The sequence below is a fragment of the Microbacterium sp. LEMMJ01 genome (assembly GCF_002114135.1).
Classification (GTDB): Bacteria; Actinomycetota; Actinomycetes; order Actinomycetales; family Microbacteriaceae; genus Microbacterium.
The window spans coordinates 232,376-248,628 of the sequence record NZ_NCTV01000035.1 but is presented as its reverse complement, the minus strand read 5'-3'; the positions used below and the strand labels follow the sequence as shown (position 1 = coordinate 248,628).

14 protein-coding genes are annotated in these 16,253 nt (G+C 71.5%); 3 read left to right on the top strand and 11 right to left on the bottom strand.

Annotated features, from left to right (window positions below):
* Window positions 1-35: 35 nt before the first annotated feature.
* The 3 genes from B7W94_RS14455 to B7W94_RS14445 are packed head-to-tail and all read right to left on the bottom strand — an operon-like array spanning window position 36 to window position 2,713.
* Complete coding sequence (locus tag B7W94_RS14455; RefSeq protein ID WP_085607304.1) at window positions 36-965, bottom strand: phosphodiesterase; 930 nt, start codon at window positions 963-965, stop codon at window positions 36-38.
* A gap of 51 nt (window positions 966-1,016) precedes the next feature.
* On the bottom strand, window positions 1,017-1,352 hold the full coding sequence (locus B7W94_RS14450) for a hypothetical protein (protein ID WP_025103191.1): 336 nt from the start codon (window positions 1,350-1,352) through the stop codon (window positions 1,017-1,019).
* Complete coding sequence (locus B7W94_RS14445; protein WP_025103190.1) at window positions 1,349-2,713, bottom strand: inorganic phosphate transporter; 1,365 nt, start codon at window positions 2,711-2,713, stop codon at window positions 1,349-1,351. The genes B7W94_RS14450 and B7W94_RS14445 overlap by 4 nt, the downstream gene beginning before the upstream one ends.
* Before the next feature lie 154 nt (window positions 2,714-2,867).
* Here B7W94_RS14445 and B7W94_RS14440 point away from each other — a divergent pair, with 154 nt between their 5' ends.
* On the top strand, window positions 2,868-4,961 hold the full coding sequence (locus B7W94_RS14440) for a S9 family peptidase (protein ID WP_085607303.1): 2,094 nt from the start codon (window positions 2,868-2,870) through the stop codon (window positions 4,959-4,961).
* Between the two features lie 520 nt (window positions 4,962-5,481).
* Complete coding sequence (locus B7W94_RS14435; protein ID WP_231729435.1) at window positions 5,482-6,198, top strand: endonuclease domain-containing protein; 717 nt, start codon at window positions 5,482-5,484, stop codon at window positions 6,196-6,198.
* 130 nt (window positions 6,199-6,328) lie between these two features.
* Here B7W94_RS14435 and B7W94_RS14430 read toward each other — a convergent pair whose 3' ends face one another.
* The 6 genes from B7W94_RS14430 to truB form a co-directional block, all read right to left on the bottom strand.
* A complete protein-coding gene (locus B7W94_RS14430) occupies window positions 6,329-7,357 on the bottom strand; it encodes a 6-phosphofructokinase (protein ID WP_025103187.1) in 1,029 nt (342 codons plus the stop codon).
* Window positions 7,358-7,561: 204 nt separating this feature from the next.
* Window positions 7,562-9,706: a DEAD/DEAH box helicase gene (locus tag B7W94_RS14425; RefSeq protein WP_062766558.1), complete on the bottom strand. Its 2,145-nt coding sequence runs from the start codon at window positions 9,704-9,706 to the stop codon at window positions 7,562-7,564.
* Window positions 9,707-9,907: 201 nt separating this feature from the next.
* The gene (locus B7W94_RS14420) at window positions 9,908-10,858 is read right to left on the bottom strand and encodes a bifunctional riboflavin kinase/FAD synthetase (RefSeq protein ID WP_085607301.1); all 951 of its coding nucleotides are present in this window, start codon (window positions 10,856-10,858) and stop codon (window positions 9,908-9,910) included.
* Entirely contained in the window at window positions 10,855-11,292 is a 438-nt protein-coding gene (locus tag B7W94_RS14415; RefSeq protein WP_231729434.1) for a hypothetical protein, read from the bottom strand. The genes B7W94_RS14420 and B7W94_RS14415 overlap by 4 nt, the downstream gene beginning before the upstream one ends.
* 55 nt (window positions 11,293-11,347) lie before the next feature.
* Window positions 11,348-11,716 (bottom strand): hypothetical protein, encoded by a 369-nt coding sequence (locus B7W94_RS14410; protein ID WP_085607299.1) that lies wholly within the window; start codon window positions 11,714-11,716, stop codon window positions 11,348-11,350.
* The gene (truB, locus tag B7W94_RS14405) at window positions 11,713-12,606 is read right to left on the bottom strand and encodes a tRNA pseudouridine(55) synthase TruB (protein WP_085607297.1); all 894 of its coding nucleotides are present in this window, start codon (window positions 12,604-12,606) and stop codon (window positions 11,713-11,715) included. The genes B7W94_RS14410 and truB overlap by 4 nt, the downstream gene beginning before the upstream one ends.
* Before the next feature lie 52 nt (window positions 12,607-12,658).
* Here truB and B7W94_RS14400 point away from each other — a divergent pair, with 52 nt between their 5' ends.
* On the top strand, window positions 12,659-13,555 hold the full coding sequence (locus B7W94_RS14400) for an A/G-specific adenine glycosylase (protein ID WP_441338631.1): 897 nt from the start codon (window positions 12,659-12,661) through the stop codon (window positions 13,553-13,555).
* Window positions 13,556-13,559: 4 nt separating this feature from the next.
* Here the strand turns inward: B7W94_RS14400 and B7W94_RS14395 are convergent, their stop codons facing one another.
* Both B7W94_RS14395 and rbfA read right to left on the bottom strand, forming a co-directional pair.
* Window positions 13,560-15,665 (bottom strand): helix-turn-helix transcriptional regulator, encoded by a 2,106-nt coding sequence (locus B7W94_RS14395; RefSeq protein WP_172400130.1) that lies wholly within the window; start codon window positions 15,663-15,665, stop codon window positions 13,560-13,562.
* 106 nt (window positions 15,666-15,771) lie between these two features.
* Window positions 15,772-16,200 (bottom strand): 30S ribosome-binding factor RbfA, encoded by a 429-nt coding sequence (gene rbfA, locus B7W94_RS14390; RefSeq protein ID WP_025103179.1) that lies wholly within the window; start codon window positions 16,198-16,200, stop codon window positions 15,772-15,774.
* Window positions 16,201-16,253 lie beyond the last annotated feature (53 nt).

Below are 16,253 nucleotides of genomic sequence, written 5' to 3'. Positions count from 1 at the left end.
TCGTGGCGAACGGAAAAGTGGGGGATGCGACCAGTCTACGCCGGTCCCTGCGGGGTTTTCCGGGAGAACGCCTCCAGGCGCTCCTCCGGGGTCAGCGCCGCCATCCGCGCGATCCACTCCTCCGAGAAGTAGTCGTCGGTCGGCGCGTCGACCACGGGGACGACCGTGTGCGTGAGGGTCTCCGGCCGCACGTGCACGAGCTGGAACGCCTGGGCGGCGTCCATGCCGTTCACCTCCGCCGCCGGACGGGCGACGTTCATGGTGTAGCAGGTCGCGGACGCGACACTCACCGGGACACCGGCGAACAGACCGTGTGCGGAGTAATGCAGGTGGCCGGCGAGGATGCCGCGGACGTCGGTGCCGCGGATGACGGCGGCGAGCTCGTCCTGATGACGGAGCTCGAGGATGTCGAACAATGGCAGATGGCTGGGCAGCGGCGGATGGTGCATCGCCAGGATCGTCCCGTGCGGCGCGGGCTCCGCGAGGACGTCGGCCAACCATGCGAGCTGCGCCGGGTCGAGGTCGCCGTGGTGCCATCCCGGGACGCTCGTGTCGAGGGCCACGAGGCGCAGCCCGTCGAGATCCCACACCCCGGTGACCGGCTCCTCGGTGGGCTCGCCGTCCAGGAGCGCCTCGCGGAGCGCCGGGCGCTCGTCATGGTTACCCGCGACCCAGACCACGGGAGCGCCCAGTTCGGCGGCGACCGGCTCGATCGCCGCACGCAGCCGGCGGTACGCGTCCGGCTCGCCGAGATCGGCGAGGTCCCCGGTGATCACGATGGCGGCGGGAGCGGGATGCACGGCGCGGATCGCCTCGAGCGTCCGCGCGAACGTGTGCTCGACGTCGTACCGTCCCCCCAGCGCGGCCCCGCCGGCCAGGAAGTGCGGGTCGCTGACATGGATCAGGACATGGGACGCGGGGGCGTATCGGCCGAAGACCGGGGGCGTTCCGTTGGTTGCGGACATGCCCTCAGCCTAGGGGCGGGTGCCGACGCCCGTCCCTGGCGCGCCGGAGGCTCAGTGGCCGACGACGATGAGCAGGATGCCGGCGATGACCGCGGCCCCGCAGAGCACGAAGCAGCCGTAGGCGCCCACGAGGGCGAGGGTCTTCTGCCCCTCGGTGAGCGGGCTCTTCCTCGCCGCCTTCGCCGCCTGCTTGGCGGCCCGCTTGAGCTCCTTCTCGGATATCACCGTGATGGCGTCGGTGAACTCCGCCGGGCTCACCACGGGGGCCCGTCCGCTGCGTACGAGCAGACGCAGGCCCAGGGCGTAGAAGGTGACGATGGCGGCGGCGCCGATGAGCGCGGCGGCGAACACCTGCAGGAAGGCGATCCAGTCGATCGTGACGTTCATGCCGAGTCCCCGTTCTGCGAGGCGTCGGACGAGGAGACGCTGCCGGTCTTCGCGGCCTTCGCGTCGGCCTTGGCCTTGGCCTTCTTCTTCGCCTTGTCCTTGGCCTCGGCCTTTGCCTTCTCCTTGGCCTCGGCGCGGGCCTTCGCCTCCGCCTTGGCCTGAGCGATGCGCTGCTGGCGACGCGTGGGCGGCGGTGTGTCGGGGACCTCGACCGCGAGGTGGGACTCGGCGACGTCGCTCATGGCGTTGGCGGGCGTGACGGCGTTGCGCCGGGAACGCATGTACAGCCCGAGGATGATCACCACGGCGAGCACGGCATCGATGGCCACACCCCAGGGACCGAGCCAGACGACGAGCAGCGCCGCCAGGGCGCCGACCCCTCCGGCCGCGGGCAGGGTCAGCAGCCAGCCGACGCCGATGCGACCGGCCGTCCGCCAGCGCACCGTCGAGCCGCGGCGACCGAGACCCGATCCGATGACCGATCCCGAGGCCACCTGCGTGGTGGAGAGGGCGAAGCCGAGGGCGCTGGAGGCGAGGATCGTCGCCGCCGTCGAGCTCTCGGCCGCGAAGCCCTGCGCCGGCTTGACGTCGGTCAGGCCCTTTCCCAGCGTGCGGATGATGCGCCAGCCGCCGAGATACGTGCCAAGGGCGATCGTGAACGCACAGGCGACGATGACCCAGAGCTCGGGCTCGTGGTGCGCACCGGACTGCCAGCCGATTGTGATCATCGCGAGGGTGATGACGCCCATCGTCTTCTGTGCGTCGTTGGTGCCGTGGGCGAGCGCGACCAGGGACGACGTGAAGATCTGACCCCAGCGGAAGCCGTCGCGCCCGTCGGGCTTGCCGTCATAGCGCCGGGTGATCGAGTAGGCGATCTTCGTCGCCACGAAGGCGATGATGCCGGCGGTGATCGGGGCGATGAGAGCGGGGAGGACGATCTTCGACAGCACGGCGCCGAAGTCGATGCCGCCGAGGCCGGCTCCCACGAGCGTCGCGCCGATCAGACCGCCGAAGAGGGCGTGGGACGAGCTGGACGGCAGGCCGAGCAGCCAGGTCAGCATGTTCCAGGTGATCGCGCCGATGAGTCCGGCGAAGATCAGCGAGAGGAACAGCTCCGCCCCCGCGGCGAGGATCGCATCCTCCTGGATGATGCCGCCGGAGATGGTCTTGGACACCTCGGTCGACAGGAAGGCGCCGACGAGGTTGAGGAGAGCGGCCAGGAGCACCGCGGTCTTGGGCTTGAGCGCCCCGGTCGCGATGGGCGTGGCCATCGCGTTCGCGGTGTCGTGAAACCCGTTCGTGAAATCGAAGAAGAGTGCCAGCGCGATGACGAGCACGACGATGAGGGCTGCGGTTTCCACCGTTCGCTTTCGGTCTTGAGGAAGAGGGAGATGTCGACGGGATCGACGTGACGAACGAAGAGTTCACCGTGGGTTTGACTTCCGTTTACCGGCCCCGGTAAATCCTGCCACCGTCCCCCGTGCCGGTCAACTCGACCTGGGATAGCGTGGGACGGTGACTGACGCCCCGATCGCCGCCCGCCGTTCCACCCTCCGCACGCACCACGGCGACACGGTCGACGACCCGTACGAGTGGCTGCGTGCCAAGGACTCCCCCGAGGTCATCGCGCACCTGGAGGCCGAGAACGCGCACACCGAGGCGGAGACGGCGCATCTGGCGGCGCTCCGCGAGACGCTGTTCCAGGAGATCAAGGGCCGCGTGCAGGAGACGGATCTCTCCGTGCCGACGCGACGCGGAGACTGGTGGTACTACAGCCGCACCGAGGAAGGCGCGCAGTACGGCATCCACTGCCGGGCCGCCGCCGTCGAGGGCGACTGGACGCCGCCGCGTCTCGAGCCGGGGGTGCCCGTCCCCGGAGAGGTGGTGCTGCTGGACGGCAACGCCGAGGCGGAGGGGCACGAGTTCTTCTCGCTCGGCGCGTTCGACACCTCCGACGACGCGACGAAGCTGCTGTGGTCGACGGACTTCGAGGGCGACGAGCTCTACACCGTGCGCGCCCGCGACCTGGAGACGGGGGTCACGCTCGCCGACGAGATCCCGGACACCGGCAGCGCGTTCTTCACCCCCGACGGCACCGGCATCCTCTACACGACCCGCGACGAGGCCTGGCGTCCGGACACCCTGTGGCTGCACCGGCTCGGGACCCCGGTGTCGGACGACATCCAGCTCTTCCACGAGCCCGACGAGAAGTTCTGGCTCGGCGCCGGGATCACGCGCAGCCGTCGCTACCTCGTGATCGGCGTGGGCTCCAGCATCACGAGCGAGGAGTACCTCGTCGACCTGACCGGTGACATCACCGCGGAGCCGCGTCCGGTATGGCCGCGGCGGGAGGGCGTGGAGTACTCGCTCGAGCACGCGGTCGTGGACGGCGAGGACCGCCTGCTCATCCTGCACAATGACGACGCCCTGGACTTCGAGCTCGTCTCCGTGGCGGCGGACGACCCGCAGGGCGAGCGCCGCATCGTCGTCGCGCATCAGCCGGGACGACGGCTGCTCGGCGTGGACGCTTTCCGCGACTTCGCCACGGTGGAGTACCGCAGCGAGGGCCTCGAGCGCGTCGGGCTCCTGGACTACGCGACGGACGCCGTGGAGGAGCTGCAGTTCGACGAGCCCCTCTACTCGGCGGGCGTCAGCGGCAACCCGGAGTGGCACTCCCCCTTCCTGCGCCTCGGCTACACGTCTTTCGTCACGCCCGGCACGGTCTACGAACTCGACCTCGCGACGCGCGAACTCGTCCTCCGCAAGCAGGTGACGGTGCTCGGCGACTACGACCCCGCCGACTATGGACAGCGGCGGGAATGGGCCACCGCGGAGGACGGCACGCGCGTGCCGATCTCCCTCGTCTGGAAGCGCTCCTTCGGAGAGCCCGGCGCGACGCCCCGGCCCGTCCACCTCTACGGCTACGGCTCGTACGAGCACTCCATCGACCCGGGCTTCTCCGTCGCCCGACTCTCGGAGCTGGACCGCGGAGTCGTCTTCGCCGTGGCGCATGTGCGTGGCGGCGGCGAGATGGGCCGGCAGTGGTACGAAGAGGGCAAGCTCCTGCACAAGCGGAACACCTTCACGGACTTCGTCGCCTGCGCCCGGCACCTCGTCGACGAGGGCACCACGACCCCGGCCCAGCTCGTCGCAGAGGGCGGCAGCGCGGGCGGTCTGCTGATGGGCGCGGTCGCCAACCTCGCTCCGGAGCTGTTCGCCGGGATCCTCGCGGGGGTGCCGTTCGTCGACGCGTTGACCACGATCCTCGACCCCTCGCTCCCCCTCACGGTGATCGAGTGGGACGAGTGGGGCGACCCGCTGCACGACCCGGAGGTGTACGCGTACATGAAGTCGTACACGCCGTACGAGAACGTGCGCGACGGCGTGGAGTACCCGCGGATCCTCGCGGTGACCTCGCTGAACGACACCCGCGTGCTCTACGTGGAGCCCGCCAAGTGGGTCGCCCGGCTGCGGGAGGCCGGCGCGAAGGACGTGCTGCTCAAGTGCGAGATGGTCGCGGGACACGGGGGCGTGAGCGGGCGGTACAACTCCTGGCGCGAGCGGGCGTTCGAGCTCGCCTGGCTCCTGGACACCCTCCACCTCGCCTGACGCATCGGTCACGCGCGGCATCAGGCGCGCGGCATCAGGCATTCGCGCGGCATCAGGCGCGAGTGGCTCTCCTGGCCTGATCTCGCGCGGAGGCCTGCACTCCCGTGTCCGACGTGGGCTCAGGCTTCCGCGCGGCATCACGCGCTCGCGTGGCATCAGGCGCAAGAGGCTCTTGTTGCCTGGTCTCGCGCGGACGCCTGTGGTGACCACACGCGACGACTGATCCTGCACAGGGCCAGGATTCCGCGAACGATCTCCCCATCCCGAGTGCAGCGATGGAGAGTGCCGCGCGAGCGCTCAGGGTGGAGGGGTGAGACACACGAGGGTCGAGAGCTGGGTTCGAGAGCAGGGAGGCTCCGCGCATTCGTCGCGCGTACGTGAGGCGGGTTTCACCGAGTACCAGATGCGTCGTGCGGTACAGGAAGGCACGCTCGAGCGTGTGCGCCGGTCGTGGCTCCTCCTCCCCGATGTCGATCCACGGCGCCGGGCGGCTGCTTCGGTCGGCGGGAGAGTCACCTGTGTGAGCGCTGCGGCTCTCGCCGGATGGTGGGACATCGGGGCCACGGACGTGCACGTCGCCCTCCCCCGTACCGCTTCTCGGTTCGACCGCGGCGGCGTCCAGGTGCACTGCGCCCAGGGGCCTGTGCCGGCGCATCAGCGCGCGGCGGTCGATCCCGTCCTGAATGTCCTCTTCCAGGTCGCGCGATGTCGGCCGCCCGTCGAGGCCCGCGCGATCTGGGAGTCCGCCATCCGCCACGGGGCGGTGGAGCTGGATACGCTCGCGCGGGTGCGGTGGCGGTGCCACGCCGCTGACCGCCTCGCTCGAATCGTCCGCGGCCGGTCGGACTCCGGTCCCGAGACGGTCTTCGTCGAACGGATGCGCGCGATCGGCATCGACGTGCGACAGCAGGTGTGGGTGGACGGCCATCCGCTCGACGGTGTCATAGGCGAACGGCTCGCCATTCAGATCGACGGCTTCCGCCACCACAGCGCCGCCGGCGACCGGCGGCGAGACCTCGCGGCGGACGCGAGGCTCGCACTCCGCGGGTATACCGTCCTGCGCTTCGATTACCACCAGGTCATGGTCGATGACACTCACGTGGAGGACACCGTCCTGTCCGCGCTCGCGCAGGGGCTGCATCGCGCACGCCGTCGCGCGACGGCTCGCGCGGAGCAGACCGACCACAAGCTCAGGCACTCGCGCGAGAACAGGCGAGAAAGACAGCAGGACGCCTGAAGCCCCGCGAGAGCCTGACACCGCGCGAGGCCGTGAGAACAGACGAACGCGCGGACACAGGCCCTCACGCAAGTTCAGGCAGGGAAGACAGCAGGACGCCTGAAGCCGCGCGAGAGCCTGAAGCCGGCGGTCAGCCGAAGAGGGCGGCGGCCTCGTCGTAGCGGTAGCGGGGCACGGTGTTGAGCTCGCCCAGAGCGTCGGCGAACGGGACGCGGACGATGTCCGTCCCCTGCATCGCGACCATCTGCCCCCAGGCGCCGTCCACGATGGCATCCGCGGCGTGCAGGCCGAGCCGGGTCGCGAGGACGCGGTCGAAGGCCGACGGCGAGCCGCCACGCTGGATGTGGCCGAGGATCGTGGCCCGCGTCTCGATGCCCGTGATCCGCTCGATCTCGGGAGCGAGCAGATCGCCGATGCCACCGAGCCGCGGACGGTTGAACGCGTCCAGGCCCTTGTCGCTGTAGGCCTCGTCCATGCCGGCGAGCTTGAAGCCCTCGGAGACGACGACGAGCGGCGCGCGACCGCGATCGTGAGCGCTCGTGACGAGCGCGGTGATCTCGTCCAGCGACATTGGCACCTCGGGGATGCAGATGACATGCGCGCCCGCGGCCATTCCGGCGTGCAGGGCGATCCAGCCGACGTGACGACCCATGACCTCGGCGACCATGCAGCGCTGGTGGGAGTCGCCCGTGGTGCGGAGCCGGTCCATGGCGTCCGTGGCGATGTTCACGGCCGTGTCGAAGCCGAACGAGTAGTCCGTGGCCCGGAGGTCGTTGTCGATCGTCTTCGGGACGCCGAGCACCTTGATGCCGTCCTTGGCGAGACGGTCCGCTGCCGCGAGGGTGCCTTCGCCGCCGATCGCGACGATGCCGTCGATCTTGTGCCCGTAGAGGGTCTTCGCGATGTTGTCGGCGCCTCCGCGCTCCCCCTCGTAGGGGTTGGTGCGGCTGGTGCCGAGGATCGTGCCGCCCACCTTGGACAGGCCCTTCACCTCATGCCGCGTCAGGGGCATGAAGTCGCCCTCGACGACGCCGCGCCATCCGTCGCGGATGCCGACGAACTCCAGGTCGTAGGTCGTGGTGCCCTTGAGCACGATGCCGCGGATGACCGCGTTGAGTCCGGGGCAGTCGCCGCCGCTCGTCAGGATTCCGATCTTCATGCTGCTGCCTTCGGAGGTCGAGGGATGGGGGTGCGGCGACAGTGCCTGCGATCGACACTAGCGCGCCGCCGCCTCGCGTGGCCATTCGAGCACGTCGAAAACCGGGGATCTTGACGGCCGCGGCGAGCGATCACGCCGAACTTCGCGTCCCGACAGGATGAGGCCTGGGAATCGCCGTTAAGAACCCGTGTTCTTGACGGCCTCTCAGCGCCCGCCCAGGGCCTCGCGCAGAAGGTGCGTGAGCGCCGCCAGCTGCACCGACTCGCTCGCCGTCTCCTCCGTCGCCTCGCCGTCCAGAGCGCGGGCCGCGAGGCCCTGCTTCTGGTCGATCAGCTCGGCGATCTTCGTGTCGATCGTGTGCGCGGCGATGATCCGCCAGGCGGTGACCGGCTCGTCCTGGCCGATGCGGTGCACGCGGTCGATGGCCTGCGTCTGCTCGGCAGCGGTCCACGACAGCTCCGCGAGGACGACGTTCGAGGCCGCCTGCAGGTTGAGTCCGACGCCGGCCGCCGTGAGCGAGCACACCGCGATGCCGACCTCGGGGTCGCCGTTGAAGTCGTCGATGGCCTGCTGCCGTGCCGTGTTCGTCTGGTCGCCGCGGATGGACACCGCGCGGATGCCCGCGGAGGCGAAGTGCGCCTCCGCCTGATCCATGACGTCGATGTGCTTCGCGAAGAACACGACCTTGCCGACCGACCGCTGCAGCTGTGCGGCGTAGTCGGCCGCGAGGAGGGCCTTCGCCTGACCGATGCGGCGCACCATGGTGAAGACGTTGTCTCCCCCGGTGCCGGCTGCCTTCGACTCCTCGAGCTCGTTCTGCGCCACGAGCCGGACGATGTCGTCGTCGATCTCTCCGGGCGCGAGACCGCGGTCGCCGCGTGCCTCGATGATGCGGCGGTAGCGGGCGGCCAGGCGCTCCCCCAGCTCGCGCTCGGCCTGGCGGATGCTACGACCGAACTCGTCGTCGAGCTGCACCGGCAGATCGGCGACCAGCTTGTCGGGCAGGTCGGCGGCGACGTCCTTCTTCTTGCGCCGCACGATGCCCATCGAGATCACCGCGTCGCGGGCCTCCGGGTAGAAGGCCTTGTCCGCGGGCGTGAGCCCCGTCGCATCGAGCTTCTCCATGAGCTCGGGCCCGGGCTTCTCGCCGTTCGTCCAGCCGAGGAAACGCCAGATGGCGTCGAAGTCCTCGACATCGTTGATGAGCGGGGTGCCGGTGAGGGCCAGCATGAGCGGATCGTGCCCCGGCGTGCGCTCGCGCACCTGCGCCGCGAGCGAGAGCACGTTCTGCGAACGCTGCGACGAGAGGTTCTTGATGAAGTGCGCCTCGTCGACGACCATGCCGCGCAGGCCGATCGACGCGAGCCAGGACATGTGACGGTCGAGGATCTCGTAGTTGACGATGAACACGTCGGCGAAGGCGTCGATGTCGTCGCCGTCGCCCTGGATGACCGTGGCACGACGCTGCGGCGTCCACCGCTCGACCTCGCGCGCCCAGTTCATCTTCACGACGTTGGGCACCACGACGAGCAGCGGATAGGCGCCGGCGACGGAGGCCGCGAGCACCGACTGCGCCGTCTTGCCGAGGCCCGGCTCGTCGGCGAGCAGGAAGCTGCGGTGTCCGGCGCGCACAGCCTCGAGGAAACGGGACTGGTGCACCATGATCTCGCGCCCCTTGGGCGAGATGTGATCGAACTCCGGAGCCGGCGGAAGCTCCATCGACGCCGCCGCACCGCCCGCGCCGGTCTCGAAGGCCTTGTACAGCGGCCCCATGAGCTCCCAGCCGTCGAGGCGGCGGCGGGGCGTGCTGGCCGGACGCGGGGTCAGGTCGGGCGCGAGGAACGGGTTGGCCAGCTGACGGGCCTCCACCGAGGGCGGGGTGACCTGACGCTCGGCGATGGCCGCGGGGACCACCGACACCTGCACGGGCGCGGGGTCGGCGATGATGAGCTCCTCCGGCGGGAGCTCGGCCCCCGACTCGAGCAGCCAGTCGCGCCGCATCCGCTTGGCGACCGGCGAGGTGGCCTGGTCGGCCTCGAGCAGCTGGATGAGCGAGGTGTCCCGCGCGGCCGTCTTCGCGAGGATCGTCGCGACACCGTCGAGCCGCTTGAGCAGCTCGGCGCGGGCCGCGTCGGTGATCTCCGTGTCGGCCTTCACCCTGGCGCGCTCCTCGCGCACCAGGAAAGCGATCACCTGGAACTTCGTGCGGTTCGTGGGACCCAGCTTCCCCCGCTGGGACTTCGCCTCGATCTCGCGCACCTTGCGCGCGAGGATCGGGATGAGGGGTGCCTCGTCATCGCGACGGGACGTCTTCTTGCGCCGCGGGGCGGCGGTTGCCGTGGTCGGCATGCTCCTCCTGAGCCTGAAGGGCTCCGGCGCCCTCAGGGAGCCGTGAGCCGTTCTCGTCGTCCGCGTGTGGCGTGAGCCAGGACCGTGCGGACTGTGGATCGGTGTTCCCGCCGGAGCACGCGATACGTGCGGGACCGGTGGGAGCCTGACCCTATTCTATGTCATCCCTGGCACTGGCCGCGGGAGCACGGCGCCGTCGTGTTACGCGGACACGTCCAGGATGGCCGCGGCCTGTGTGACGTCGGCGGCCATCTGCGTCATCAGCTTCTCGATGCCCTCGAACGCGACCATGCCGCGCAGCCGCTGCACGAACTCCACCGTCACGTCGTGACCGTAGAGATCGAGCCCGGTCTCCCCCAGCACGTGCGCCTCGACCTGACGGACGAGCACGTCGTCGAAGGTGGGGTTCGTGCCCACCGAGATCGCCGACGGGTGCCGGATGCCGGTGTCGTGGTCGACGAGCCAGCCGGCGTAGACGCCGTCGGCGGGGACGAACGCGTCGATGATCGTGGAGAGGTTGGCGGTCGGGAACCCGAGCTCGCGTCCGCGCTTCAGCCCGTGGACGACGACGCCGCGCACGTCGGGATACCGCCCGAGGGCGCGGGCCGCCTCGGCGACGTCCCCCGCCATCAGCAGCTCGCGGATCCAGCTCGACGAGACCCGGCGGCTCGACCCCGGAAGGTAGACGTCGTCGACGACCTCGACCGTGAACCCGTACCGGGGGCCGAGCTCCCGCAGCAGCTCGGGGGTGCCGGCGCCCCGGTGTCCGAAGCGGAAGTCGGCGCCGACGAGCACCGTGGACACGTGCAGCGCGCCGACGAGGATGTCGACGACGAAGTCCTCCGCGCTCCGGGCGGCGAGCGTCTCGTCGAACGTCAGCACCAGCGTCGCGTCGAGTCCGAGCTCGCCGAGGAGCTCCAGCTTGCGGTCCACGGTCACGACGTTCTCGGGACACCGGTCGGGACGGATCACGGCGAGGGGGTTGCGGTCGAACGTGACCGCGACGGCACGGCTCCCCGAGGCCGCGGCAGCCTCCTCCAGGCGACGGATGACGGCGCGATGCCCCTCGTGCACGCCGTCGAACTTGCCGATGGCAACGGCGCTGGGCCCGAAGTCCTCCGGCACCTCCTCCGGATTCCGGAACACGATCACGCGGCGACCTCGACCGGACGCGCGGTCTCGACGGGCCGGTGCGTGCGCAGCCACCAGATCCCGAAGATCGGGAGGACGAGGGGGATGAAGAGGTAGCCGCGCCCGAACAGCGACCATACGGTCTCGTGCTGGAAGAGCTCGGGGAGGACGAGGCTGAGAACGCCGACGACCAGGACACCGGTGAGTTCGAAGACGATCGCCACCCACGCGACGGTGTACCAGCCGCGACGACGCGCGAAGACGAGCGCGAGCGTCGCCAGGACGTAGACGACCGCGGCCAGCGCCGAGAGGCTGTAGGCCAACGGGGCCTCGTCGAATCGACGGACGATCTGCACGAAGCTGCGCCCGGTGGCCGCCAGCGCCATCACGGCGTAGACGATCACCAGGACACGACCGATACCGGTCATCCGAGTGGAGGGGGCGGTGGAGCTCATAGCGCATTCCATCCTAGAGCCGGGCGAGCTGCCCGGCGTCCGCTCCGGGTGCTCCTCAGGCGACCTGCACGGTCCAGATGACCTGCATGCGCCAGAGCATGATCGTGATCGCGAGCGCGGCCACGCCGAGCACGACGGTGCTCCACCGGCTGCGTTCCATCAGCGCCCAGAGCACGGCCCCGATCGGAAGCAGGGCCGCCGAGACGAGGTACACCCAGAGCTCCAGCAGATCCCCGGTGGGCGGGTTCCCCGCGAGCGGCGCGACGATGGCGACGACGATCTGCACGATCAGCAGCACCTCGACGAGAGCGAGCGCGCCGACGGAGAAGTCGCTGGGGCGACGGCCGGCGAACCCCGCGCCGAGGCAGAAGAGCCCGGCGGCGACGGCGACGACGATCTGCACGATCGTGAACCACAGGATCATCGGGAGACCTCCGGCATGTTCATGGCGCTCTTCACATCGGCACCGCGCTTCTCGACGATCCCCACGAGCGTGCCGTCGTCTTCGATGGCCGCCGCGAGCGGGCCGTCCAGCCGCACCGCCTGCCCGGCGAGGCGCTTGCCGTGTCGCAGGTCCCGCGCCTCGTCCGCCGTGACGGGGAGGACGGAGAGCACGCGGCCGGCGGCGGCGCCGGGGGTGAGCACGGGAGCGCCCTCGAGGGCGTCGATCGTCACGGCGTCACGCACGTCGAACGGGCCGACGCGGGTGCGGCGGAGGGCGGTCAGGTGGCCGCCGACGCCGAGCGCGGCGCCCAGGTCGCGGGCCAGCGAGCGGATGTAGGTTCCGGACGAGCAGTCCACGACGACATCGAGATCGATCGCGTGGTCGTCGCGGCGACGCGCGACGACGTCGAACCGGGACACGACGACGTCTCGCGCCGGGAGGACCACCTCCTCCCCCGCACGGACGCGGTCGTAGGCGCGGCGACCGTCGACCTTGATTGCCGACACCGCACTGGGGACCTGGGAGATCGCGCCCGTCAGCGCGGCCACTCCGGCATCGATCGCCGCCTCCTCGATCGTCGCGAGGGCGCTCTCATCCGTGCGGTGGAGGATCTCGCCCTCCGCGTCATCCGTGGAGGTGACGGCACCGAGCCGGATGGTCGCCTCGTACGTCTTGTCCGCGCCCACGATGTAGGTGAGGAGGCGGGTCGCGCCCTCGATGCCGATGACGAGCAGTCCGGTGGCCATCGGGTCGAGGGTCCCCGCGTGACCGACCTTGCGGGTCCCGAAGGCCCGCCTGGTGCGGGCGACCACGTCGTGACTGGTCAGCCCGCCGGGCTTGTCGACGAGGAGGATGCCGGGGGTCGCCATCCCTCCAGCCTACCGACGCCGGGAGCGGCGACCGCTCGCCTAGGCTGGAGGGATGGCCGCGCCCGCACCGTCTCCTGCGACGATGACGCCCCTGCACGGCTGGTACGCCGAGGAGGCGCGCGATCTGCCGTGGCGCCGCCCGGAGTTCCACGCAGACTTCGGCGCCTGGGGCGTGCTGGTGAGCGAGTTCATGCTGCAGCAGACGCCCGTGACCCGCGTGATCCCGCACCTCGACGCGTGGCTGACGCGGTGGCCCACACCCCGCGCGATGGCGGCCGCGTCTCCGGCGGACGTCGTGCAGCAATGGGCGAACCTCGGCTATCCGCGGCGCGCCCTGTGGCTGCACCGTGCGGCCGTCGAGGTGGTCGAACGCCACGGCGGCGTCGTGCCGCGTGACGTCGACGCCCTCCTCGCCCTCTCCGGGATCGGCGACTACACCGCCCGTGCCGTGGCCGTGTTCGCGTACGGCGACCGTCATCCCGTCGTCGACACCAACACCCGGCGCGTGCTCGCCAGGGCGGTCGAGGGACGAGCGCAACCGGGGTCCCCGTCCCGCCGCGACCTCGCGCTCATGGCGGCGCTGCTCCCCGCGGACCCTGCAGAGGCCGCCGTGCTCAACGCCGCGGCGATGGAGCTCGGCGCGACGATCTGCACGTCCCGTGCGCCCCGATGCGACCGCTGCCCGCTGGCTGACGGGTGTGCGTGGCTCGCGGCCGGCCGACCCGACACCGGGGATGAGCGACGACGACAGGCCGCGTACGAGGGCTCGGACCGCCAGGCCCGCGGCGCCGTGCTCCGGCTCCTGCGCGCCGCCGCCCCCGCCGCAGTCCCGCTCACCGCCGTCCTCCCGGACTGGCCGGACGTGCGTCAGCGGGACCGTGCGATCGACTCCCTCATCGCCGACGGGCTCGCGGAAGCCGACGGGGAGGGCCTCTCCCTGCCACGGTGAGCGCTCAGAGGAGCTGCTCGGTGCGGTGGGCCAGCACGGTCAGTTCGACACGGCTGCGGACGTGCAGCTTCGCGAACGCGCGTCCGAGGTGCACCTCGACCGTGCGGACCGAGACCGACAGCCGCTCCGCGATCGCGCGGTTCGCCGTCCCGCCGACCGCGAGCATCGCCACCTCGAGTTCCCGGGGCGTCAGTCGCTGAGCCCAGGCGCTCCGGCAGGCGGGCAGGGCCGCCGTCCCGTCCGCCGTGGTCCCGGACGCCTCGAGCCGTTCCCGCCGTCGTCGCACCGCGCGCTCCCAGGCCCGCGCTCCGGCGACCTCGAACAGCCGCTCGGCCCGCGCGAGGTGCCCGCGTGCCGAGACCACGTCTCCGTGCAGACCGGATCGGACCCCGAGGAGGGCCTCGACCCGCCCGCGGGCGAACGGAGACCGAAGCCGGCTCGCCGCCACCCGCAGCTCCTCCTGGTCCGAGCGCCATGTGGGGCCGGCGGAACCGACGACCGCCCGCCGCAGCGCCGCGGCGATCTCGCTCTCCGGCGGGCGCACGGTCCCCGGCCGGTATCCCCCCGGCGACCAGAGCACGACCTCGTCGACGCCCGGCACCGCGAACAGCGGCTGCGGGGCTCCGCGGTCCCGCCACAGCCCCATGGCGCCGACGGCCACCTCGAAAGAACCGTCCAGAAAGGCCTCGACGGCGCGATCGACCAGCACGTCCGTCTCGGCGGCGGGAGGGAGGACGTCGGTGAGCGCACGCGCGATCGGGCCCAGGGCGCCGAGCACCGCCAGGTCGAGCCGCCGCGCCAGGACGACACCGAGACCGGCGAACGGGATGGCGACGGGGAGCTCGACCGCCGCATGCCGGAGCAGTTCCCTGGCCGGACCGATGTCTCCCCGCCAGACGAGGAGCAGCACCTCGGTGACAGCGTGGTAGGCCCGCACCACCGGGCTGCTCTCGAAGCCGGGGAACACCGGATCGCGCTCCGCTCCGGGAAGGCCTCCCGTGCGCAGCATCCGCAGGCCCTCGTCGATGTCGCCCGCGCATGCCGTCTGCAGCGCCGCCGCTACGCCGCCGAGCCCACCGAGCCCCGCGGTCCCGCTCGCCGGCATGACGTCGCCGGCGAGGAGAGCGCACACCCCCACCACGGCCTCGCGCAGCGCACGGTCCGTCCCCGCGTGGGAGGCTCCGCGGACCTGGGCGAGCCAGCGCCACTCGGCCCCGCGGTCGCGACGTTCCGCGCACAGGATCGCGACGAGCGCCGCGGATCGCGCCCATGCCGTGGCGTCGGCCGCGGAGCCGGAGGCGAGCCGCCGCGGATCGACGGCGGGAACGAGGCCGTGCCGAAGGGTGCGGGCGGCGAGGTAGGGGCCGAGCGCCCGTGCCCGTCGATGCTCCGCGGCGCCCGGGAAGAGACCGCTCAGCCAGGCCTCGGCATCCGCGGCGTAGCCGCAGGCGAGCGCCGCGCAGCCGGCGAGCACCCTGGCCTCCTCGCCCACGACGCCGGTCGCGTGCGCGGCGGCCTCACCGGCCAGGAGCAGCGCGCGCTCGGTGAGCCCCGCGTCGGCCGCGACGCGGGCCCGCGCTGTCAGGACCGCTGCGGCCCGACGATCCCGCGCGGCGCACGATCGCGCGCGATGCCACGCCTCGCCACTCCGGTCGCCGCGTGCGACCGCGGCGTCAGCCAGCCGGGTGTGCACGCGCGCGACCTCCGCCGCCGACGCAGCCGCGTACACCTCCGCGGCCACGCGCGGGTCGGTGAGCCGGATCGAGCCCGCGTGGATCGTCAGATGCGGCGCGGCGGCGCTGGCCCGTATCTCCTCCACGCGGCGTCCGTCGGCCGCGAGGATCGGATCCAGCTCCTCCTCGAGTGCCAGCACCACCGTGAGCAGGAGCAGTCGGTCGGCGCTCGCCAGCCCGCGGATGCCGGCATGGACCGCCGCGGACGGCAGCGGCCACGGCATCCGACTCCATCCGCGGCGCTGCTCCGGTGTGAGGCGGGCCGCGACGGCGAGCACGGCCTCGGCATCGTCAGGCAGCGCGGCGGCCAGCTGCGCCGCCACGTGCGGCGCGCAGCACAGATCCCGCCGTCGAAGCTCATCCAGCAGCGGCTCCACGACGACAGGCGCGACGAAGAGGCCCGCGGGCGTGCTCGTCGCCTGAATGTCGATCCCCCCAGATCCACCGGTTGTCCCGCCGCGGACCTGAGGGTATCAGACGGGATCAGTCCTCGTCGTCGTCGTCCGACCGGTAGGGGTCGGCCTCGCCGGCGTGGGTCGCGGACGAGGCCAGCTTGGCCACCTCCGCGTCGCGCTCCTGCGCCTCGCGCAGCAGAGCGGTGATGTGGTCGGCGTTCTCCGGGAGCGCGTCCGGGATGAACTCGAGCGTGGGGACGAGTCGAGTGCTGAGCTGTCGACCGACCTCGCTGCGCAGCATGCCGGTCGCGGACGTGAGCGCGGCACCGCTGGCGAGGCGCTCCTCTTCCGTGCCGAGCACCGTGTAGAACACGGACGCGTGCTGCAGGTCGCCGCTCACGCGGACGTCGGTGATGGTCACGAAGCCGAGACGCGGGTCGCGCAGCCCCTTCTCCAAGCGCTCGGCGAGGATCACGCGGATGCGATCCGCGAGTCGGGCCTGTCGTTCACCAGCCATTGTTCCTTCTCCCACCTCTGTGCATCGCTGTTCCCAGCGAACCGCGGAGGCGG